We start from the raw sequence: 21,244 nt of genomic DNA on the forward strand, positions 1-21,244 counted from the left end.
GTACGTCAATGCAAGTCAATATCACCGGTCATCACGTAGAACTGACTGACGCCTTGCGTGACTATGTCAACGAAAAGTTGGCCCGCGTTGAGCGCCATTACGACAATATAACGACCGTTCAAGTGACATTGTCGGTAGAAAAAGAGCGCCAACAAGCGGCATGCACACTTCATGCAGCCGGTGCGGATTTGCATGCTGAAGCAACCGATATCAACATGTATGCCGCTATTGATGCTTTGGCGGATAAAATTGACCGTCAACTCGTCAAGCATAAAGAAAAAGCCCAGGCCCGCGCCCAAGGCGCCGGCGCACGGTAAATCAATGACATTGAAAACGATCCTCCCCCCGGAACGCGTACTTTACGATGTTCCGGGGGGCAGCAAAAAAAGGGTGCTGGAGTTTTTCAGCACCTTCATTGCGCAAAACACACCCAGCCTTGATAGCCAAGAAGTGTTCAGCCGCCTGATAAGCCGCGAGCGGCTTGGCAGCACGGGTATTGGTAACGGGGTAGCGATCCCACACGCGCGCAGCCCTCACTGCACGTCGCCTATTGCGAGCTTTTTGAAGTTGACCGAAGCGGTTGATTTCGATGCCATTGATGGCGACCCGGTAGACCTTGTGTTTATCCTACTTGTACCTGAAGAAGCGGATGACACGCACCTTGCACTACTCGGTCAAGTCGCCACGATAATGAACGACGTGGACACCCGCGCCCAACTTCGCAAAGCAGGCAGCCAGCGAGAGCTTCTCGACTTAATTAGCGAGAAAATACGCACTCATTCAGCTACATAAGATCGTCGCTCAATACATCAGCTAAAACTTCTTGCTGCCCCCACAAAGGGATACCCTATGCAACTGGTCATTATCAGTGGTCGCTCAGGCTCGGGTAAGTCAATTGCCCTTCAGGCACTGGAAGATCTTGGCTACTATGCGATAGATAATTTACCGGCCGTTTTGCTTGGCTCACTGGTAGATGAAATCCGCGATCAGGGTGACCAAGCGCGTTTAGCCGTTAGCATTGATGCCCGTAACTTACCCGGTGCGCTGGAGAAGCTCCCACGCCTACTCAGCGATTTAGAGCAGCGAGGCATTCACTTTCAAGTGGTATTTCTTACCACCGATGCCAGAATTTTGCTCGAGCGCTATTCCGCCACGCGCCGACGCCATCCGCTAACGCGAAACAGCGACCTAACGCTTGAGGAAGCGATCATAAAAGAGGAAAATGCGCTAAGCGAGGTACGCGACCTAGCAGATCTCACCATTGATACATCGCGTCTTTCGGCTCATGATTTACGCCGTCGAATCACCGACCAAGTAGCCCATCACCAACGTGACCAACTTACCATTACGTTCGAGTCATTTGGCTATAAACGCGGCGTCCCACTCGATGCAGATCTCGTGTTTGATGTGCGCTGCCTGCCCAATCCCTATTGGGACCCTGCACTACGCCAATCAAATGGTTGCGACGACGATATTCAAGCCTTTTTAAGCGCCTACCCCATCGTGGAGTCAATGTGCCAAGATATTCACGATTGGCTAATCCGTTGGTTACCGGCTTACCAAAGCAGTCAACGCAGCTATATGACGGTTGCCATCGGCTGCACAGGGGGGCAACACCGTTCGGTCTATTTAGTCGAGCAGCTTGCCCAGCGCATTATTGCCACGACCGGCGAAGCCCATCTGCGCCACCGCGAGCTTGGCCTACAATACATCCTAAATGAAAGCGGCGTTGCCCAACAATGAGAAGCGCTATAAGACGGGGATGTGAATTACCCGCGCCCGCGACGTAACGCAAGCCTAGTATCAAAACGACACCGCTTGGAAGAAGGAACCAGGGTGCCAAAGAAAACATTAACACTTAATAATAGACGTGGTTTACACGCACGCGCCGCCACCAAACTGGTTAACTGCGGTCAGCAATTTAGTGCGCACATTAAAGTGTATAAAGGCGCAAAAGAAGCCGATGCTGCCAATATTATGGCACTGCTCATGCTCGCAGCGCCATGTGGCACCGAACTCACTGTGACAACCGAAGGCGACGACGCCGAACAAGCACTGGATGCCATTGAAGCGCTATTCGACGCCCGGTTCGATGAAGATCAGTAGCACCAACCTCGCTTAGCTTCCCGCAACCGTCATATTATCAATCAACCAACTACCGGTATGGATACTGCCCCGTGTATCGGTATCGCTTCCTACCGCACGCAAATTAGCAAACATTTGCTCCAAGTTTCCCGCAATCGTGAACTCCTCAATAGGGAACTGTACCTCACCATTTTCCACCCAGAAACCTGCTGCACCGCGTGAATAATCGCCTGTCACACCATTAACGCCTTGTCCCATTAACTCGGTTACCCAAATACCACGGCCCATGTCTTTTAATAAGGTTTCGAACGAGCTTAGCGGCGCACTAAGGCGCAAGTTGCGCGCGCCACCGGCATTCCCCGTGGTTTGCATCCCTAAGCGACGAGCGCTGTAGGAAGAGAGCATGTAGCTCGCTAGCTTGCCCTGTTCGATGAAGCGATTGTTGCGCGTTTGCACGCCTTCGCCGTCGAAAGGTGAGCTCGCCATCGCCCCCATCTCCATAGGCCGCTCTTCCAGGCTAAACCATTCAGGAAACAGCGGCGTTCCTAGTCGGTCACACAAAAATGAGGCTTGACGATACAGGGCTCCACCGGCAATAGCGCTCATTAAATGGCCCACTAACCCACTCGCCATTGAGGGATCAAATAGCACCGGAAAGGACCCAGTAGCCGGTCGCTTGGCCCCGAGACGCCGCAATGTGCGCCGTGCGGCTTCGCGCCCCACACCTGCCGGGTCGCGAAGCTCTTTAGGATGACGAACCGACGTATAGTCATAGTCGCGCTGCATGCCATTGTCATCTTCGGCAATCAACATGCAGGAAAGCGAATGTCGGCTGCCTTTTTGCGTGCCTAAAAAACCGTGACTATTGGCATACACACGCACGCCTTCCCCCGTAGATAGCGACGCGCCGTCCGAGTGGGTAATGCCTGAAACCTCACGCCCGGCACGTTCACAACTTAACGCTAACTCGGTGGCCTCCTCGGTGCTTAAGGCCCAAGGATGATGAACGTCTAAATCCGGTACGTCGCGCGCCATCAGCTCGGCATCGGCCAGCCCCGCTGCCGGGTCTTCGCCGGTATAACGTGCTATCGACATGGCCTTTTCAACGGTGGCACGAATCGAGTCGCTTCCCGCATCGGTGGAAGACGCACTACCTTTGTGCTGTCCAACGTAGACCGTTACCGCAATGCCTTGATCGCGCGAAAGCTCAACGGTTTCAACTTCCCCAAGACGCACGCTCACGCCGACACCTTGATCGACGCTTGCACCCACTTCTGCCGCATCAGCCCCTAAATGCTTTGCCAGTGCGAGCGCCTCTTGCGCGCGCGATGCCAGCACGCTTTGCTGAGCATTTGCATCGAATGCCTGTGCCATACTTCACTCTCCTTTACGGATACCGCGCTCTTAGGCGATACCCCTGTCATTCTCTGGCGGACTGCTATAATGCCGTCTTTCATTTAACTGTTTGCTGTGAGCCACCATGCCGAAAAAACGCCCGACCCCCATCGAAATGGATGAACAGGACATCCGCCCAAGCAAATCCCAGCTCAAACGCGAGATGCATGAACTGCAGCAGCTAGGCGAAACCCTGATTGCTATGTCACCTGCCGAGCGTGCCCGCTTTCCGCTATCGGATGACCTACTACGTGCCATCGACGAGACCGCGCGTATTCGTTCGCACGAAGGCCGTCGTCGTCACATGCAATATGTTGGCAAGCTCATGCGCAAAGAAGATTTGCCCGCCATCCACGCTGTGTTTGATGCCATTGAGCAAGAGCGCGAACAACGTAACCACGCCTTCCACCGCTTGGAAAAGTGGCGCGATCGTCTTATTGACGAAGGCGATGACGGCATTGAGCGCTTTATGGCTAACTACCCCAATGCTGACCGCCAAACCCTGCGCCAGCTAGTACGTAACGCGCAACGCGAACGTGAGCAAGGCAAAACGCCTGTTAGCGCACGTAAACTATTCAAACATCTGCGCGACAGCGCCGCGCTGTAGCCCGAGCACAACATCTTACGACTGCGTGCCGCCGACGGTCAGCTCGTCGATTTTTAACGTCGGCTGACCGACGCCTACCGGCACACCCTGCCCTTCTTTGCCGCACACCCCAATACCCGGGTCGAGTGCCATGTCATGGCCGACCATCGACACACGCCCCATCACCTCGGGGCCATTACCAATCAGTGTGGCGCCTTTCACCGGCGCGGTAATACGACCATCTTCAATCAGATAGGCTTCACTGGCGGAAAACACAAACTTGCCTGAGGTAATGTCGACCTGCCCACCGCCAAAGCTAACGGCGTAAATTCCCCGTTTCACGCTCTTAATAATATCGTCGGGATTATCTTGGCCGGCCAGCATTACTGTGTTGGTCATGCGTGGCATGGGCAAGTGGGCAAACGACTCACGTCGCGCGTTACCGGTCGGCGCCATGCCCATCAAGCGTGCGTTGAGCTTATCCTGCATGTAGCCGGTTAAGATGCCATCTTCAATCAACGGCGTGTTCTGCCCCGGTGTGCCTTCATCATCAATGCTCAAGGCGCCACGACTATCAGCAATGGTGGCATCATCAACCACCGTGATGCCTTTGGCGGCGACACGCTGGCCCATTTTGCCGGCAAAAGCGGAGCTACCCTTGCGGTTAAAATCGCCTTCAAGCCCGTGGCCGACGGCTTCGTGCAGCAAAATACCCGGCCAACCAGACGCTAAGACAACCGGCATTTGCCCGGCGGGGGCATCAACGGCCTCCAGGTTCACCAACGCCTGACGCACGGCTTCTTCGGCATAACGTTCAGCGACACCTGCATCACGCAGTTTCGCCATTGAGTAGCGCCCGCCACCACCAGCACTACCGCGCTCACGACGGCCGTTTTTCACCGCAATTACACTAACGTTAAAGCGCACCAGTGGGCGAATATCCGCCGCAAGCGTACCGTCACTTGCACGCACGAGAACCACTTCATAGGTACCCGACAACGACGCGCTCACCTGGCTCACACTGGAATCTGAAGCCCTCGCTACACGGTCTGCCTGCTTCAGCATGGCGACTTTTTCGTCGGCTGTGAGCCCAGCAATAGGGTCAACACCAGCATAGCTTGCCACCGCATTCACCGGCGTTACCGCTTGCCCAGGTAGCTTTTGGCCGCTGCGCACAATACTCGCTGCCGTTTTCCCCGTATCCATTAGGGCATCCGCGGTGATCTGGTTGGAGTAGGCAAAGCCAGTTTTCTCACCGGCCAGGGCGCGCACGCCAACGCCCCCATCAATGTTGTAGCTGGCTTCTTTGACTTGACCGTCCTCCAGCACCCAGCCCTCTTGCCAGGAGCGTTGGAAATAAAGGTCAGCATAATCAATACCCGCGCCCATCGCGTGGCTAAGGCCGGTTTCTAACCCGTTGAGATCTAAGCCGCCAGGCGTCAAAAGCGTTGCTACCGCCTGATCAAGATTAGAGGTGTGTTGTGTCATCAAGAGCCTTCTAAAGTAACAATCGGTGCGGCCCAGGGACCGGTCACACGATAGTGAATCGTTGTCGCTCGGCTTAGCGTATCACCGAACAGCGAGTGCGCAATAAACAGTGCGCCACCAACCACCGGCGCGCCAGCGGCAATGGCAGCAAAAGGTAAGCTTTGGCTGATAGGCAGTGAGACGCCAAGACGTTGATCAAGTTCACGCTGAATCAAATCCACGCTACCCCTCAGGCGAATGGAGGCCGAAGGCGCCTCTATCTTCAGCGGCCCGCGAAGCAAGAGCTCGCCCCCTGCCACATCGGCTTCACCTTGAACAAAGTCAAAAGCAGTTCCCTCGCCAGTTACATCGGAAAAATCCAAGCGCAGACGGCGCAGGATATTGTCCAAATTCAAAAGCCCGACGAGGCGCGCCGGTGTTGAATTGAGGGTCACAAAGCGTCCATTGCGTAGTTCAAGGGTAATATCGCCGTCGGCGCGGTCAAGAGAAAATTGCCACGGCGCGCCCGGCCATGTGAGGTTTGCCGTGACATCGGTGCGCTGGCTGCGTAAAGCCACCGGTTGATTCAACCGCTCAAACACAGTGCCAATATCAGCTCCTTGTAGGGTGATATCAGCTCGAGAGTCACTCGCCATGGAGGTGCCAGCCCAAAATAACTCCCCGCGCGCGGAAATCTGCCCAAGAGTAAGCCCCACCGGTGAAACAGAAAGGCCGTTATCGTCGCTTTGCCAATAGGCCGTCAACGGGCCAAAGCGCTCAGGGCCGAAGGTAATATCGGCGATACGCAGCCGTCCACCAGGAAGCTCAGCCAGCCAGCCAGGCAGCGAAGTCGGCGCCGGCACTTGGGTTTGCACTTGTTGCAACCAAGCCTCCGGTTCATCAGTCACTGACGTTGACGAGATTCGACTGGGTTGGTTAACCAGTGCTAACAGCTCATCCAAGTTGAGCTGGCTGACCGTGATATCGACGGGACCGTGCTCACCGGCATCATAGCGCAACTGCCCATTGAGCGCGTCAGTTAAGACGTCAATGCGCCATCCCGCCTGTTCCGGCCATTGCGGCGCAGCGCTGGCTGTATCACCAAGATGCAGTGCACCCGCAATATTTCCCCCTAGCAACTGAGCACGCAAATGGGCAAACTCTCCCAAATAGCTCTCGATTCGCGCGCGGGCAAGATCTGCGTTGAGCGACCACGGCCAGCGCTCGTCCGCCGTTTTACGTAACGGAGGAGGCAAATCGATACTCACGCCGTGCCAATCACTTTCGATGTGTAAATGCGGCATGCCTCTCCAATCAAGCTGGCCCTGCCAGGACGCCTGCCCGGATAACGGCAATGCGCTACTGTTGGCACCGGCAACCGCTAACAATTCGCGAACGTCCACTTCGCCCTCAAAGGCAATGTTTTTATTCGGCTGAAATGTTGCGCTAAGGTCGTTACCGAATAGCCGCCCGGTGACGCTACCTAGTAAATCGCTGCGCGCCCCTTGCTGGTGCCACCGAAGATCCCCGTTGACATCATTAACCGACAACGCCAAAGGTTGATAGCGCAACGTAGAGAGGTTGGGAGTTGCGGCAATATCCACGCTGAGCGCCTCAGGATTTTTCAGCGGTAAAGAGAGCGTCAGCGCAGCATCAATAGTGCCACTCGCCTCGATTTGTTCCAATACGGCCGAGGAAATCAGCGGGGAGGCTTGCAAGAAACGAAGCAGCGACGCGCCCGTCGCTGCTACATCGCCATCGACACGGAGCGCCTCGTCACGCAAGGTAATGTGGGTATTTTTCGCCTCCACGCCTTCACTATAGGTATGATCTACCATAGCGCTAAGGCCCTCGCTTGAGTCCCAGTGGAGCTGCCCTACGACGTCCGTCAACATGGGCCAGCCGGGGGCAATGGGGATCGTGCCTTGCTCAATAGCAAGATCCAGTTCAGTGGTTGTGGACGTATCTTCTATTTGCGGACCATAGGGGACGCCAACGGTCAGGCTGCCGTGGTCCACATAGCCGTTGATGTCGCGGCTCAGCCACTTGGTCAGATCAGGCCCCAATAGCGCCATCGGTAACCACGATCTCAATGGGTGATTTAGCGCATCGACATCGCTAAACGCCAAATCCAACCCAAAACGCCCTCCCCCTTTGGCGTTAACCAAGCCAAAGCCACCTGTCAGCGAAGCGCCGTTCCACTCCATTTCTAGCTGCTTGCCACTTACCAGCGCGGTCGGTCCGTCATATACCCATTGCACTTCCCCCTGGGCATGATCTAGCGACAACGGCTCGTCAAACAGCTCAGGAAAATTGAGCGAGCTCTTCCCCGCGCTTGAAAAGAGCACGCGCCCGCGTTGGTCGCGAGCCCGGACCCAAGCGTCAAAGGGCCCGCCCCCGGGGGCGCTTTCCCAAGCTGAGGCTTTAAGATCATGCACGGCTGCATCCACTCGCCACTCGCCCGCCCTTTGCCCTAAGCTAAAGCCTGTGACATTGCCGCGCGGGTTTAGCGTTTTTAACACGCGAGTGAGTGATTCGGGTAGCGTGATATAGCGATGCCAAGCGGCTAATGATGCTAGCTCAAACCCACTGGTTCGGATCTCCCACTCCCCTGGCTGGTGGGAGAGATACCAGTGGCGTGGCAGCGCTGGCCGATCCCCCACTTGCTCCGGGCGTGACCACTCGATATTTTCGGCATCCCCACTCAGCCATGCTTGCCCGCCATCGCCACTACGCTGCCAGATTCCTTGGGCGCTAATACCGCGCAGTAACGCTAGCTGATGTGATTGGCGCAGCGTTAGTTCAGGAATATCTGCGTCAAGGCGTACCTCCTGCAGCACACCCTCACCCCAACGCCCCCATAAGCGCACATCACCCTCGATCTCGGCAAACTGCGGCGCCTCCACCGGCTGTAAGATCTCCATCAGTGTCGCCAGGTGATCTAGCTGCATATCGAGTTGTAACGCAGCAGAGAAGTCTCGCATGCCTTGGTTGCCCGGCTGCACTTCAGCGCGCATATACGCCGCAGGCAGCGCATCCGATGCCTCCCCTACGGCACCCGAGGCAATAGACACGTCTCCTTCTAATTGCGTACGCCGTTCATCGCCAGTGAGCACAAGCGAAGGTGCCTGGAGGGTTACACTCTCCTCGCGACCGTGCAAAATAATGCGGGCTTCTTGCACCTGTAAGCGCTGACGCAATAAAAATCCCACCCACGTATCCAGCTTTTCTAGATTTACCGTTGGCTCTGGTGCAATCGGCAGTGTCGCCGGCTCAGGCCACTGCCATTGCATGCCATTGCCTTGATAAAGGTGCACCACAAAATTTTGCACGTAGGCATGGTTGAAGACGGGCGTACGGGTCGAGAAGGTGGCCCAGCTATCCAGCTGCAGGTTCAGCCGTTCAAGGGTAAAAAGCGCCTCCCCTTCTGCCGTGGTAGCCGTGACGCCCGAAAGGCGCAACTGCGGATCATTACGCGCTAATGACAAAGAGAGCCCATCAATACTGACCGGCGCTCCTATTCGAGCTTCTAACAGTGCTTCTACACGCGGCGTCAGGTAGTCAGCTTGACTCATCAGCAGACGCAAAAGCAGTAGGGTGACAGCCAGCGAACCTAGGCAGAACGCCAGCACTAACAGCAACCATTTACGCAGCATCGAAAAGGTCATCGGCTCACATCAGTACGATGTCATACTGCTCTTGTGAATAGTGCTGCTCGACTTGAAAGCGAATGGTTTTATTAATAAAGGTTTCCAAATCGGCCACCGACGCCGATTCTTCATCAAGCAACCGGTCCACTACCGGCTGAGACGCGAGCACCATGTATGTCTCAGCGCTATAAGCGCGCTCTTCACGAAGAATTTCCCGGAAAATTTCATAACACACGGTTTCTGGCGTTTTTAACGTGCCGCGGCCTGAGCAGGTAGGGCAAGCTTCACACAACGTTTGCTCTAAACTTTCACGCGTACGTTTGCGAGTCAATTGCACTAAGCCAAGCTCAGTGACGCCAGTGCATTTGGTTTTAGCGTTGTCTCGCTCCAGCGCTTTTTCCAACACCCGCAGTACTTGGCGCTGGTGTTCAACATCTTCCATATCGATGAAATCGATAATAATAATACCGCCCAAATTGCGCAGCCGCAGCTGACGCGCAATAGCCGTGGCGGCTTCAAGGTTGGTTTTAAATATCGTCTCTTCTAGGTTGCGATGCCCCACATAGCCGCCGGTATTAACGTCAATCGTAGTCATCGCTTCGGTGGGGTCGATCACCAAATAGCCACCGGATTTCAACTGTACTTTGCGCCCCAGCGCTTTTTGAATCTCATCCTCTACGCTATAGAGATCAAAAATTGGCCGCTCACCAGGGTAGTATTCAATCCGCTCGACGGCATTTGGCATAAATTCCTCGGCAAACTCGACGAGCTTAGCGAAGTTTTCCCGCGAGTCGATACGCACTTTTTCGATATCATCGCGCATCACGTCGCGCAGCGTTCGCATAAATAGCGGCAAGTCGTCATAAATGACGGTTGGCGGGGTCGCAGTAATTTTACGCTCGCCAACCTTGCGCCATAAGCGCAACAGAAAATACATGTCGCTTGCAAGCTCTTCGTCACCTACGCCTTCTGCCGCTGTGCGTACAATAAAGCCACCCGTGACATCGAGCGTCTGCTGAGTCACGCCGTGCTCTAAAAGCACGCGGAGCCGGTCACGTTCGTTTTCATCCTCTATACGCTGGGAAACGCCGTGGTGGGGGGAGTCCGGCATATACACGAGATAGCGGGAAGGTACGGATAAATGCGTCGTCAGCCGAGCACCTTTGCTACCGATGGGATCTTTCGTAACCTGCACCACCAGTGCCTGCCCTTCGTGCAGCAATTGACCTATGGTCTGCTGGTCCTCACTTGGCGTTCCCGAGGGCATAACTTCATGGGCGTGGATAAACGCAGCGCGCTCTAAGCCAATATCGACAAAGGCAGCCTGCATGCCAGGCAAAACGCGCACCACTTTGCCTTTGTAGATATTGCCTACGATTCCACGACGTCGAGAACGCTCAATCAACGCTTCCTGTAGCACACCGTTTTCGACCAGCGCCACGCGAGTTTCCATCGGTGTTAAATTGATGAGAACCTCACCACTCATGCCCATTTCCTTATCGATTTGTACGAGGATGCTTTACGTAAGTTTTCCGCCCCACAGCGCGACACCTTGCTGACGCAAAAGCGCTGCGGTTTCATACAAGGGCAACCCAACAACAGCGGAATAGCTTCCTTGAAGGGAGGCAACAAATACCGCGGCAAGCCCCTGGATCGCATAACCCCCAGCCTTATCTAACGGCTCACCGGTATGCCAATATGCCGTCATTTCCACATCACTTAGTGTGCGAAAGGTGACGCGAGTTTCAACACAGCGGACCAAAACACCATGCGAGCCACTCACGGCCACCCCTGTGAGCACTTGATGCGTCCGCCCGGATAACGCCTTGAGCATGCTGGTCGCATGGTGCTGATCAGTCGGCTTGCCCAAAATCTCATCGTCTAATACCACGGCCGTATCGGAACCTAATGTTGGCAGCGATGTTACGGGCGCAGCTGCCAAGGCTTTTTCACGTGCCAAGCGCACAACGTAGTCTCGCGCTGATTCGGCCGCGTAAGGTGTTTCGTCAATATCACATGGGTGAACTTCTACGCTGACGCCAATCGATGCAAGCAAATCCCGCCGACGCGGTGAGGCCGACGCCAAGCACAACTGTGGCGATACTTTTTTCATATCGCACTGCCTTCATAAGGCTTTATCACAGACGTTCGTTTGTGTGGTTGAGCGCCAAATGCGGCGCAACTGAGTGATACACGCACTATGAACCTGCTAAGCGCTTTTCCAGCGCGTAAAACATCGTGGCCAGCCACGGCCATAGCAGCGCGCTGATCAACGAAGGAATTAAGAACGCCAAATGAATGGAAAAATCCCCCCAAAAGGTGCGCACCCACTGTTCCAATAATTGCACAATCCCGAGTAGCACCAACACGATAACGGCCTGCTGAACCAACGAATACGCGCGAAAACGCGGATACACTAAGGCACATAAAAACGCCAATAAAGAAAGCGTCATCGCATTTTGCCCCAATGGAACGCCCTCAAGCAGATCAAGGAGCAAACCGAGCACAAAACCATGCAGTACGCCGACGCGATCAGGTACACGCATACACCAGTAGATCAGCATTAACCCCAACCAATCAGGGCGATAGACCTGCCAACCTTCTGCCAGAGGCATTGCCTGTAGACACAAGGCAAACAAAAGGGTCAGCCACACCACCAATAGCGGCACAAAAGGTGCACGAGCCATCAGAGAGCTCCCCTTACTTGCTTTAAGGACGAAGAGGCTTGGAGGGTCACTGTTAGCTCCTCTACACATTGCAAGGCGCTGGAGGAAAGACCAAAGCTTTCGTCCCACACGCTTTCATTGACGTCTTCGCGCGGAGGAGGGAAAAGCAACAAAAAGTGGCGTGAACGTTGTAATCTCGCCAGCGGCTCTGCGCTCACCTGGGCAAAAGGCTCGCCCGGGTCGTGCACAACCTCAGTAACCTGCGCGACTGGGTACCCTGACGGAAAACGCCCGGCAAGGCCTGAAGTCATCAACAAGTCTCCCTCACGAATGTTCGCCGTATCGGGTACATGTAGCACGTTAAGACTTTGATAATTTCCGGCGCCTTGCGCGATAAAACGTAAGCCGTTGCGATTAACTTGTACGGGTAAAGAGTGGCTCGCATCCGCCACCAAGAGCACACGGCTTGAATAAGCCGAAACCGCGGTAATTTGTCCGACAAGGCCGAACGCATCAATCACCGGCTGACCCACGTAGGCACCGTTGCGATGACCGCGATCCACTACCATCTGGTGGCTGAACGGGTCGTTATCGAGCGAGAGCAGCTCGGCACTAATAAACGGCACATCGCGCCGGGCAGCGGCATTGAGAAGCTCACGCAATTCGGCGTTTTCCGCTCTTAAACTGAAGATGCGCTGCCCGCGGTGCGAGAGCATTAGAATTTGCTCACGCAGACGCTGGTTTTCATCTACCAAGGCCTGCTGGTCAGAAAGCGCAACGGTCCCCCAACTCAGTAAGTCGCTGGGCCAACTTACCACCCATTGAATGGGCGCCACCACCATTGAGAGATTCGCACGCACCTCCTCCATGCGGGTAAAGCGCTGGTCGGCAAACATTAACATGCTTGCCGCCACCGCACAGAAAAAAAGGCGATACCCAGGCAACGGACCGTGCGAAAACAGCGGTTTAATAGGCAATACCCCGCAAATTAACCGCTGACGTTAGTCGCTCGACAGCAACTCAAAGGTGTGCTGATCAATCATTTCCAGCGCTTTGCCGCCACCACGTGCCACGCACGTCAGCGGGTCTTCTGCCACAATCACGGGTAACCCCGTTTCTTCTGAAACCAGCTTATCTAGATCGCGAAGAAGCGCCCCACCACCGGTAAGCACTAAGCCACGTTCGGCGATATCTGACGCCAACTCAGGCGGTGACTGTTCCAGCGCGCTTTTAATGGCGGCCACAATAGCGCCCAATGTATCTTGAAGGGCGTCCAAAATCTCGTGGGAGTTGAGCGTAAAGCTGCGGGGAATACCCTCGGCTAGGTTACGTCCGCGCACATCAATCTCGCGCAGTTCACCACCGGGATAGGCGCAACCAATCTCTTCTTTAATACGTTCGGCAGTCGCTTCACCGATTAAACTTCCATAATGGCGGCGAACGTAGGCGGTAATCGCCTCGTCGAAGCGATCCCCTCCCACCCGAATAGATTCGGAGTAGACCACCCCGTTGAGCGAGATAATCGCAATTTCGCTAGTACCACCACCGACATCGACCACCATCGAGCCCTGCGCCTCTTCCACCGGCAAGCCAGCGCCAATAGCGGCAGCCATTGGCTCTTCTATCAAGAAGACCTCGCGAGCCCCGGCACCTTCCGCTGATTCGCGAATCGCGCGGCGTTCCACTTGCGTTGACATACAAGGAACACATACCAGCACGCGCGGGCTTGGCGTCAAGAAGGTGCTCTGATGTACTTTACGGATAAAGTGCTGAAGCATCTGCTCGGTGACAGTAAAATCGGCAATGACGCCATCTTTCATCGGACGAATCGCGGTGATATTGCCGGGCGTGCGACCAAGCATTCGCTTGGCATCGGCCCCGACAGAGGCAACACTACGCATATTGCCTGACTGGCGAATAGCTACCACCGACGGCTCATCAAGAACGATACCGCGACCGCGGACATAAATTAGCGTATTGGCCGTACCCAGATCGATCGACAGATCGCTGGAAAACAGCCCCCTCAAACGTTTGAACATGGATGTTGTTACCTAGTGCAGACCGGGAACCCTGTGCGGGTGCAAACGGTATCACCGCAACCCCTTGGCAGCAAGCACGAGTCGCGCTTAACACTGCCCGCACAAGCCAAGATATGGTACCTTTTGGGACTATTTACGTTCACCGCGCAGGCTGATGCCCGCGCACTTTTCATTTTAGAGGATTTTCGATCATGGTGCTTGAACAGACCCATGTGCGTAGAGCCGCCCATTTAGCCCGGCTCGCCATTAGCGATGACCAGGCCAGCCGCTTTGTCGATGACTTAAGCCAAATTCTTGACATGGTTGATCAGCTTCAACGTGTCGATACTGACGGTGTTGCGCCTCTTGCACACCCGCTTGATGCCACTCAGCGGTTACGCGCGGATGAAGTCACCGAAACCAATCAGCGCGATGCGTTCCAACGCTGCGCCCCGGCGGTTGAAGACGGCCTCTACTTAGTGCCTCGCGTCGTCGAGTAAAAAGCAGCTGAGTAACCCTGCCCACATTTCGTCTTTTGACTTTTTACTCATCACCCGAACGGAGCTTCCGGGTCATGCATGACAAAACGCTAACGCAACTCGCCGCCGCACTACAAAATGGCGAGCTCTCTAGCCGAGAGTTAACGGCTCACTATCTTCAGCGCATTGAAAAGGTTGGTGCAACGCTCAATAGCTTTATCAGCGTGACCACCGAGCAAGCGTTGTCCCAAGCCGATGCGGCTGATGAAGCACGTGCTAACGGGAAAACCAGCCTGCTAAACGGGATTCCCCTCGCACTAAAGGATATTTTCTGCACTCAAGGGGTAAAGACCAGCTGCGGCTCCAAAATGCTGGATAATTTCGTCGCCCCGTATAACGCTACCGTGGTGGAAAAACTCAACGAAGCCGGCGGTATTACGTTAGGTAAAACCAACATGGACGAGTTCGCGATGGGCTCTTCCAACGAAAACAGCCACTACGGCCCGGTGAAAAACCCCTGGGATCTCAGCGCGGTACCCGGTGGTAGCTCAGGTGGCAGTGCCGCTGCCGTCGCGGCGGGCTTAACGCCTGCCGCATTCGGCACCGACACCGGCGGCTCAATCCGCCAACCGGCCTCTTTTTGCGGCATTACAGGGCTAAAGCCGACGTATGGGCGTGTCTCGCGCTTCGGCATTATCGCCTATGCCTCGAGCCTTGATCAGGCTGGTCCCATGGCACGCACCGCCGAAGATTGCGCCCACCTACTCAACGTGATCGCCGGACATGATGCGCGCGACTCCACCAGTGTCGCGCGCGCGGTCCCTGATTACGCGGAAGCGCTCAATGCGCCGCTCTCAGGCCTTAAGATCGGCCTGCCTGTCGAATATTTCGGCGATGGCCTTGCCCCCAACGTAGAAAAAGCCGTCCGCGAGGCAGTCAAGGTATATGAATCGCTAGGCGCGAGCGTGCGCGACGTTAGCCTGCCACATACCCACTACGCGATCCCAGCTTACTACGTCATTGCCCCCGCCGAGGCTTCCTCGAACCTTTCTCGCTATGACGGTGTTCGCTTTGGCCACCGCTGTGAAAACCCAGAGGACTTGATCGATCTTTACAAGCGCTCGCGTGACGAAGGCTTTGGCGACGAGGTCAAGCGCCGCATTTTGATCGGCACTCACACGCTTTCCGAAGGTTTCTTCGATGCTTACTACAAGAAAGCGCAGCAAGTGCGCCGCTTGATTCGTCAGGATTTCCTTACCGCCTTTGAAGACGTGGATGTGCTCATGGGCCCTGCCTCGCCGACACCCGCCTTTGACCTCGGCGCCAAGAAGGACCCGGTTTCGATGTACCTGCAGGATATTTACACCATCGCGGTTAACCTTGCGGGCATTCCAGGTATTAGCGTTCCCGCTGGCTTTGTCGGCGATCGCCCGGTAGGTCTTCAGATCCTCGGCACTCACTTCGCCGAGGCACAGCTTTTAAACGTAGCGCACCAATTCCAGCAAGCCACCGATTGGCACCAAAAACGCCCCGCTTTCGCTGAGGAGACTGCTTAATGCAATGGGAAACCGTGATCGGGCTGGAAGTCCACGTTCAGCTTGCCACCAAATCGAAAATTTTCTCTGGCGCTTCCACTGCCTTTGGCGCCGAGCCCAATAGCCAAGCCTGTGCTGTTGACCTTGGCCTACCCGGCGTCCTACCCGTTTTGAACGAACAAGCGGTGGCCATGGCCGTGCAATTTGGCCTGGCGGTGCACGCTGAGATCCCTGACGTATCAGTATTTGACCGTAAAAACTACTTCTACCCCGACCTACCCAAAGGCTACCAGACCAGCCAGATGTATCACCCGATTGTCGGGCCGGGCGAGGTAGAAATAACCTTGGATGACGACACCATCCAGCGCGTGCGCATTCACCACGCGCATTTAGAAGAAGATGCGGGGAAATCGTTGCACGAAGATTTTCACGGCATGACCGGCATTGATTTAAACCGCGCTGGCACGCCGCTTTTGGAGATCGTCTCCGAACCGGATATGCGCTCAGCCAAAGAGGCTGCGGCTTACCTTAAAGCTATCCACTCGATCGTGACCTATTTGGGTATTTCCGACGGTAATATGGCCGAAGGCTCCATGCGTTGTGACGTCAACGTCTCAGTGCGGCCCGTTGGTCAGGAAGCGTTCGGTACTCGCGCCGAGATCAAAAACGTCAACTCTTTCCGCTTTGTCGAGCGCGCTATTGCCTTTGAAGTCGACCGCCAGATAGAACTGATCGAAGACGGTGGCAAGGTCGTGCAAGAAACACGGCTCTTTGATCCCGAACGCGATGAAACCCGCAGCATGCGCACCAAAGAGGAAGCCAACGACTACCGCTACTTCCCCTGTCCGGATTTGCTACCGGTGGTGCTCGACCAAGCCTACGTCGACCACCTGCGTGAGGCACTACCGGAGCTACCCGCCGATAAGCGAGAGCGCTTCCAGACGGAACTTGGGCTTTCCGCGTACGATGCCAACGTGCTATCCGCTAGCCGCTCGATGGCTGAATTCTTTGAAGAAGTCAAAGGGGTCTGCGGCGATGCCAAGCAGGCAGCCAACTGGGTACAAGGCGAGTTTTCCGGCGCCCTAAACCGTGAAAACCTCAGCATCGAACAGAGCCCAATCAATGCCCGCCAGCTCGGCGAGCTTATTAGTCGCGTCATCGACGACACCATCAACGGTAAGGCCGCCAAAGAAGTTTTCCAGGCGCTATGGAATCATCAAGGCAAAAACGCCGATGAGGTGATCGAGGCCAAAGGCTTAAAACAGGTGACCGACACCGGCGCAATCGAAGCGATGATCAATGAGGTTATTGCCGATAGCCCCGCACAGGTCGCGCAATACTGCGACGCCGAGCCCGAAAAACGCGGCAAGATGATCGGCTACTTCGTTGGCCAAGTGATGAAAGCCTCCCGCGGCACCGCCAATCCGCAGCAGGTCAATAAGCTACTGAAAGAGAAACTCGACGCTAAGCTCTAATGCGCTTGAGCGTTACCTGACGCCCCCGCCGCGTTTCGCGAGCGGGGGGGTTGCATTAGCCTTTCTCATCCGCTTAACCTTCACCCCACCACCTGCCGGGGTTCTGTAAAGCGGGTTAGCCGCGCGCAGCCGCCAGCCCAGACGTCGGCTTCCAGCTCGGCGATGGCGGCGGTGGGAAAGCCAACACCACGATCCGTGCGACCCTCTACCAAAAGCCCGGCAAGTGCAGCCACCAACGGCATATGGCTAACAAGTAAGATATCGCCTTCTTGCTCTACCAGCCAATCGCACACGGCCTGTGGCGAATCCTCCGGGGCAATGCCGGGATAAGTTTCCACACTAACGTCAAGCGCTTTGGCCACGGTGCTGGCGGTTTGCTGAGCTCGTGCAAAGGGGCTTGCAACCACCTTTAGCGCCCCTAGCTGGCCACGGTTTTGGCGGCTGGCAAGCCAGCTTGCCATAATGGTAGCCTCTTGCTCGCCTTGTGAGGTCAAACGCCGCGCGCTGTCCGGCGAGCCTGGTGACGCCTCGCCGTGGCGCATGATGAACAGGCTACTGGCCATGCCAACCTCCGGTTTCGCGGTGAGCTTGCTGTACAGCTTCGCGAGGCAGAACAAATTCCACGTCGCTGCTTTGTTCCCCCATCATCAGCATGCGCGCCATGTCTTTTGCCGGCACACCGTCAAAAAGCACGTGGTAAAGCCCTTCGGCCAGCGGCATATAAACGCCAATATCAGCAGCCTTGGCGCACACCAGCTTCACCGTGTTCACGCCCTCAGCCACTTGGCCTAGGGCATCGACAGCCTCTTCCAGCGTGCGCCCTTCGCCCATGGCGAAGCCGACGCGGTAGTTGCGAGAAAGATTCGACGAGCAGGTGACGATTAAATCGCCCACCCCCGCCAAGCCAAGAAACGTCATCGGATTGGCGCCATGGGCAACGGCGAAACGGCTCATTTCCGCCAAGGCCCGGGTCATCAGCATGCTACGCGTGTTTTCGCCCATGCCTAGCGCGGCGGCCATGCCCGCCGCAATGGCGTAAATATTTTTTAGTGCCCCGCCAAGCTCGACGCCGTGGCGATCATCGCTGGCATATACGCGAAAATAGCGACACCCCAGCGCCTGTTGAACGCGAGTACGGGTAAGCGCATCGGCACTCGCCACCACGGTTGCGGTAAGCTGCTTATCGGCAATTTCCGAAGCCAAGTTGGGCCCAGCAATCACGCCAATGTGTGAAGAGCCGGTTTCTTGCGCCAGCACGTCGCTCATTAGCATAAAGCTTTCCTGCTCAATGCCCTTGGTGGTACTCACCAGTATCTGTTCTGAAGTGAGCCATGGTTTGGCTGCCTGGACGACGCTGCGAAATGCTTTGGAGGGGATGGCAATAAGCACCAACTCCGCTTCTTTCAACACCTCAGCCATGTCGGTGGCGGCCTTCACCGCCGAGTTAATGGCGTAGTTAGGCAGGTAGCGACCGTTACGATGCTCGCGGTTGATCTGTTCCACCAGTGCCCCATCACGCATCCACTGGCGCACTTTTGCGCCGTTATCTGCGGCAATACTTGCTAGCGCCGTCCCGAAGCTGCCGCCACCCAGCACCGCCACTTTTATCTGTTGTTCTGCCATAAAAATGCCCTGACTCAAGCCGTGTATTGGTGTGTTGCTATTTCGCTGACTGCTACTTTACCAAAACAAACGGCCCGCCAGGATAACCTGACGGGCCGGATCGGACAGCCAGCGTGCTTATGCCGTCAAAACACTATTTAGGCGCTTAACGTACGCCGCTGGGTCATCCAGGTGTCCACCTTCGGCGATAATCGCCTGATCCAGCAAGATATGGGCGAGTTCATTAAAGGAATCGCCGTCCGCGTTCTCTAAGCGCGATACCAGCGCGTGCTCGGGGTTAAGCTCTAAAATCGGCTTCACTTCGGGCAGCGGCTGACCGGCGGCTTCCATGATACGGCGCATCTGAAAGCCCATCTCGTGCTCGGGAAGCACAACGCAAGCGGGCGAATCGGTCAGGCGGTGCGTCACCTTCACTTCTTGAACGCCATCACCGAGCGCTTCTTGCACGCGCTTAACGAGGTCTTCTTTCGCTTTGGCGGTCTCTTCTTGGGCTTTCTTTTCCTCTTCGTCTTCCACATCGCCCAAGTCAAGCTCACCCTTGGCGACATCGGCCAATGCCTTGCCGTCGAACTCGGTAAGATGATTCATCAACCACTCATCGACGCGATCATTGAGCAGCAGCACCTCAATGCCTTTCTTGCGGAAAATCTCCAGATGCGGGCTGTTTTTCGCCGCATTGAAGCTCTCAGCAACGATGTAGTAAATCTTCTGCTGACCTTCTTTCATGCGCTCGACATACTCGGCCAGCGACTGGTCTTGGGTCGTGCTGTCAGTGTGGGTCGTCGAAAAGCGCAGAAGCCCGGCGATTTTCTCGCGGTTTGCAACGTCTTCACCTGGGCCTTCTTTCAGCACACTGCCGAAGTTGTTCCAGAAAGTCTGGTACTGCTCATTATCCTTGGCGAGCTTTTTGAGCATATCCAGCGCGCGCTTGGTGAGCGCAGACTTGATCTTGTCGACTTTCGGGTCCTGCTGCAAAATCTCGCGTGAAACGTTAAGCGACAGGTCACGCGTATCCAGCACGCCCTTAATAAAACGCAAATAAAGCGGCAAGAACTGTTCTGCGTCATCCATGATGAAAACGCGCTGAACATAGAGTTTTACCCCACGCGACCCATCACGCTCATAAAGGTCAAACGGTGCACGGCTCGGCACATAAAGAAGGCTCGTATACTCCAGCTTGCCTTCTACCTTGTTGTGGCTCCACGTCAGCGGGTCGGAGAAATCATGGGCAACGTGCTTGTAGAACGCCTTATACTCGTCGTCGGAAATCTCGCTTTTAGGGCGCACCCAAAGCGCTGTGGCTTCGTTGACAGTCTCCCAGGTCGTGACTTCGCTTCCCTCGATCTCGTTGCCCTCGTCATCCTTGGCGGTCTCGGTCTTGGGCATGCGTACCGGCACTTCGATGTGATCAGAGTACTTGCGTACGAGGTTTTGCAGACGGAAATTGTCAGCGAACTCTTGAGCATCCGCTTTTAGGTGCAGGACAATTTCCGTGCCGTGCATATCACGCTCGATATCGGCAACGGTAAACTCGCCTTCGCCCTTAGAGTGCCACTCTACACCGGCATCGGCGGCGGTACCGGCCTTGCGGGTACGCACCGTCACTTCGTCAGCGACGATAAAGCCAGAATAAAAGCCAACGCCAAACTGGCCGATCAACTTGGCGTCTTTTTGCTGCTCGCCGGAAAGTTGATTAAGAAACTCTGCCGTGCCACTGCGCGCAATCGTCCCTAAGTTGGCGATCACATCGTCACGGTCCATGCCGATACCGTTGTCGCGTACGGTTACCGTGCCCGCTTTTGTATCGTGCTCAATCTCGATGCGAAGCTCGCTGTCGCCTTCATATAGCGCATCATTATCGAGTGCGGCATAACGTAGCTTATCGCAAGCATCAGCGCCGTTAGAGATCAGCTCGCGCAGAAAAATTTCCCGGTTGGAGTACAGCGAGTTGATCATCAAATTAAGAAGCTGCTTCACTTCCGTTTGAAAACCTAGCGTTTCTTCGTGGGTCGCGGTGGTCATTTTCTTAGCCCTCAACGGTTAAATGGAGTGTTAAATGGGTGTTTCACATGCGACGAGTAAAAGCGGGGCCTCACGCGCCGCTAAATGGGTTAAGTGAAAGCCAATATGGGGCTAAGTCAGCGCTTTTCAAGCGGCAATATCAAGTCGCTTACTGCCAGCACCATCGACCCAAGCCCGAGATTTTATTCGACGCACTAGCCACCAGCTTGATAATGGGTTCATAGTCTCTCTTTGCTCTCTGTC

Annotated in this window: 19 protein-coding genes; 8 read left to right on the forward strand and 11 right to left on the reverse strand. The window is 55.4% G+C overall.

Annotation, left to right across the window (positions count from 1 at the left end):
- The first annotated feature begins 8 nt into the window (after positions 1 to 8).
- The 4 genes from hpf to M8006_RS02765 all read left to right on the forward strand — a co-directional run bounded on the left by hpf (position 9) and on the right by M8006_RS02765 (position 2,106).
- Complete coding sequence (gene hpf / locus M8006_RS02750; protein ID WP_250079817.1) at positions 9 to 317, forward strand: ribosome hibernation-promoting factor, HPF/YfiA family; 309 nt, start codon at positions 9 to 11, stop codon at positions 315 to 317.
- A gap of 4 nt (positions 318 to 321) precedes the next feature.
- A complete protein-coding gene (locus tag M8006_RS02755) occupies positions 322 to 792 on the forward strand; it encodes a PTS sugar transporter subunit IIA (protein ID WP_250079818.1) in 471 nt (156 codons plus the stop codon).
- A gap of 57 nt (positions 793 to 849) precedes the next feature.
- Positions 850 to 1,743 carry an RNase adapter RapZ gene (gene rapZ, locus M8006_RS02760; protein WP_250079820.1) on the forward strand — a complete coding sequence of 298 codons (894 nt, stop codon included), beginning with the start codon at positions 850 to 852 and terminating at the stop codon, positions 1,741 to 1,743.
- Between the two features lie 93 nt (positions 1,744 to 1,836).
- Entirely contained in the window at positions 1,837 to 2,106 is a 270-nt protein-coding gene (locus M8006_RS02765; RefSeq protein WP_250079823.1) for an HPr family phosphocarrier protein, read from the forward strand.
- Between the two features lie 12 nt (positions 2,107 to 2,118).
- On the opposite strand, the gene pmbA is transcribed toward M8006_RS02765, so the two are convergent.
- Complete coding sequence (gene pmbA / locus M8006_RS02770) at positions 2,119 to 3,459, reverse strand: metalloprotease PmbA (RefSeq protein ID WP_250079825.1); 1,341 nt, start codon at positions 3,457 to 3,459, stop codon at positions 2,119 to 2,121.
- Positions 3,460 to 3,565: 106 nt separating this feature from the next.
- Between pmbA and yjgA the strand changes: the two genes are divergently transcribed.
- Complete coding sequence (gene yjgA / locus M8006_RS02775) at positions 3,566 to 4,087, forward strand: ribosome biogenesis factor YjgA (RefSeq protein WP_250079826.1); 522 nt, start codon at positions 3,566 to 3,568, stop codon at positions 4,085 to 4,087.
- A gap of 15 nt (positions 4,088 to 4,102) precedes the next feature.
- Here yjgA and tldD read toward each other — a convergent pair whose 3' ends face one another.
- The 7 genes from tldD to M8006_RS02810 form a co-directional block, all read right to left on the reverse strand.
- Positions 4,103 to 5,554, reverse strand: coding sequence for a metalloprotease TldD (tldD, locus tag M8006_RS02780; protein ID WP_250079828.1), 1,452 nt, complete (start codon positions 5,552 to 5,554; stop codon positions 4,103 to 4,105).
- Positions 5,554 to 9,201 carry a YhdP family phospholipid transporter gene (locus M8006_RS02785; RefSeq protein ID WP_250079830.1) on the reverse strand — a complete coding sequence of 1,216 codons (3,648 nt, stop codon included), beginning with the start codon at positions 9,199 to 9,201 and terminating at the stop codon, positions 5,554 to 5,556. Before M8006_RS02785 ends, tldD begins: the two co-directional genes overlap by 1 nt.
- A gap of 4 nt (positions 9,202 to 9,205) precedes the next feature.
- Positions 9,206 to 10,669 (reverse strand): ribonuclease G, encoded by a 1,464-nt coding sequence (gene rng, locus M8006_RS02790; protein WP_250079832.1) that lies wholly within the window; start codon positions 10,667 to 10,669, stop codon positions 9,206 to 9,208.
- A gap of 33 nt (positions 10,670 to 10,702) precedes the next feature.
- On the reverse strand, positions 10,703 to 11,296 hold the full coding sequence (locus M8006_RS02795) for a Maf family protein (RefSeq protein ID WP_250079833.1): 594 nt from the start codon (positions 11,294 to 11,296) through the stop codon (positions 10,703 to 10,705).
- A gap of 85 nt (positions 11,297 to 11,381) precedes the next feature.
- Positions 11,382 to 11,870 carry a rod shape-determining protein MreD gene (mreD, locus tag M8006_RS02800; RefSeq protein WP_250079835.1) on the reverse strand — a complete coding sequence of 163 codons (489 nt, stop codon included), beginning with the start codon at positions 11,868 to 11,870 and terminating at the stop codon, positions 11,382 to 11,384.
- A complete protein-coding gene (mreC, locus tag M8006_RS02805) occupies positions 11,870 to 12,826 on the reverse strand; it encodes a rod shape-determining protein MreC (RefSeq protein WP_250079836.1) in 957 nt (318 codons plus the stop codon). Before mreC ends, mreD begins: the two co-directional genes overlap by 1 nt.
- 24 nt (positions 12,827 to 12,850) lie before the next feature.
- Positions 12,851 to 13,888 carry a rod shape-determining protein gene (locus M8006_RS02810; protein ID WP_250079839.1) on the reverse strand — a complete coding sequence of 346 codons (1,038 nt, stop codon included), beginning with the start codon at positions 13,886 to 13,888 and terminating at the stop codon, positions 12,851 to 12,853.
- Between the two features lie 191 nt (positions 13,889 to 14,079).
- Between M8006_RS02810 and gatC the strand changes: the two genes are divergently transcribed.
- The 3 genes from gatC (at position 14,080) to gatB (ending at position 17,356) form a co-directional block, all read left to right on the forward strand.
- Complete coding sequence (gene gatC / locus M8006_RS02815; protein WP_250079840.1) at positions 14,080 to 14,367, forward strand: Asp-tRNA(Asn)/Glu-tRNA(Gln) amidotransferase subunit GatC; 288 nt, start codon at positions 14,080 to 14,082, stop codon at positions 14,365 to 14,367.
- A 74-nt stretch (positions 14,368 to 14,441) separates the two neighbouring features.
- Positions 14,442 to 15,902: an Asp-tRNA(Asn)/Glu-tRNA(Gln) amidotransferase subunit GatA gene (gene gatA / locus M8006_RS02820; RefSeq protein ID WP_250079842.1), complete on the forward strand. Its 1,461-nt coding sequence runs from the start codon at positions 14,442 to 14,444 to the stop codon at positions 15,900 to 15,902.
- Positions 15,902 to 17,356 (forward strand): Asp-tRNA(Asn)/Glu-tRNA(Gln) amidotransferase subunit GatB, encoded by a 1,455-nt coding sequence (gene gatB, locus M8006_RS02825; RefSeq protein WP_250079844.1) that lies wholly within the window; start codon positions 15,902 to 15,904, stop codon positions 17,354 to 17,356. The genes gatA and gatB overlap by 1 nt, the downstream gene beginning before the upstream one ends.
- A gap of 80 nt (positions 17,357 to 17,436) precedes the next feature.
- On the opposite strand, the gene sixA is transcribed toward gatB, so the two are convergent.
- From sixA to htpG, 3 genes are all read right to left on the reverse strand, one after another.
- Complete coding sequence (gene sixA / locus M8006_RS02830) at positions 17,437 to 17,919, reverse strand: phosphohistidine phosphatase SixA (protein ID WP_250079845.1); 483 nt, start codon at positions 17,917 to 17,919, stop codon at positions 17,437 to 17,439.
- Positions 17,909 to 18,979: an NAD(P)H-dependent glycerol-3-phosphate dehydrogenase gene (locus M8006_RS02835; protein ID WP_250079847.1), complete on the reverse strand. Its 1,071-nt coding sequence runs from the start codon at positions 18,977 to 18,979 to the stop codon at positions 17,909 to 17,911. The genes sixA and M8006_RS02835 overlap by 11 nt, the downstream gene beginning before the upstream one ends.
- Positions 18,980 to 19,096: 117 nt before the next feature.
- Positions 19,097 to 21,001: a molecular chaperone HtpG gene (gene htpG, locus M8006_RS02840; RefSeq protein ID WP_250079849.1), complete on the reverse strand. Its 1,905-nt coding sequence runs from the start codon at positions 20,999 to 21,001 to the stop codon at positions 19,097 to 19,099.
- Positions 21,002 to 21,244 lie beyond the last annotated feature (243 nt).

Origin of the sequence: Halomonas llamarensis (assembly GCF_023555005.1) — a bacterium.
Taxonomy (GTDB): domain Bacteria; phylum Pseudomonadota; class Gammaproteobacteria; order Pseudomonadales; family Halomonadaceae; genus Vreelandella; species Vreelandella llamarensis.

Bases quoted from the DNA above. Each gene is read 5' to 3' on its own strand.
- mreD (WP_250079835.1), bottom strand. From the start codon at position 11,870: ATGGCTCGTGCACCTTTTGTGCCGCTATTGGTGGTGTGGCTGACCCTT.
- rapZ (WP_250079820.1), top strand. From the start codon at position 850: ATGCAACTGGTCATTATCAGTGGTCGCTCAGGCTCGGGTAAGTCAATT.
- M8006_RS02835 (WP_250079847.1), bottom strand. From the start codon at position 18,979: ATGGCAGAACAACAGATAAAAGTGGCGGTGCTGGGTGGCGGCAGCTTC.
- tldD (WP_250079828.1), bottom strand. From the start codon at position 5,554: ATGACACAACACACCTCTAATCTTGATCAGGCGGTAGCAACGCTTTTG.
- hpf (WP_250079817.1), top strand. From the start codon at position 9: ATGCAAGTCAATATCACCGGTCATCACGTAGAACTGACTGACGCCTTG.
- rng (WP_250079832.1), bottom strand. From the start codon at position 10,669: ATGAGTGGTGAGGTTCTCATCAATTTAACACCGATGGAAACTCGCGTG.
- M8006_RS02755 (WP_250079818.1), top strand. From the start codon at position 322: ATGACATTGAAAACGATCCTCCCCCCGGAACGCGTACTTTACGATGTT.
- gatB (WP_250079844.1), top strand. From the start codon at position 15,902: ATGCAATGGGAAACCGTGATCGGGCTGGAAGTCCACGTTCAGCTTGCC.
- M8006_RS02810 (WP_250079839.1), bottom strand. From the start codon at position 13,888: ATGTTCAAACGTTTGAGGGGGCTGTTTTCCAGCGATCTGTCGATCGAT.
- yjgA (WP_250079826.1), top strand. From the start codon at position 3,566: ATGCCGAAAAAACGCCCGACCCCCATCGAAATGGATGAACAGGACATC.
- M8006_RS02785 (WP_250079830.1), bottom strand. From the start codon at position 9,201: ATGACCTTTTCGATGCTGCGTAAATGGTTGCTGTTAGTGCTGGCGTTC.
- M8006_RS02795 (WP_250079833.1), bottom strand. From the start codon at position 11,296: ATGAAAAAAGTATCGCCACAGTTGTGCTTGGCGTCGGCCTCACCGCGT.
- htpG (WP_250079849.1), bottom strand. From the start codon at position 21,001: ATGACCACCGCGACCCACGAAGAAACGCTAGGTTTTCAAACGGAAGTG.
- pmbA (WP_250079825.1), bottom strand. From the start codon at position 3,459: ATGGCACAGGCATTCGATGCAAATGCTCAGCAAAGCGTGCTGGCATCG.
- sixA (WP_250079845.1), bottom strand. From the start codon at position 17,919: ATGGCCAGTAGCCTGTTCATCATGCGCCACGGCGAGGCGTCACCAGGC.
- gatC (WP_250079840.1), top strand. From the start codon at position 14,080: ATGGTGCTTGAACAGACCCATGTGCGTAGAGCCGCCCATTTAGCCCGG.
- gatA (WP_250079842.1), top strand. From the start codon at position 14,442: ATGCATGACAAAACGCTAACGCAACTCGCCGCCGCACTACAAAATGGC.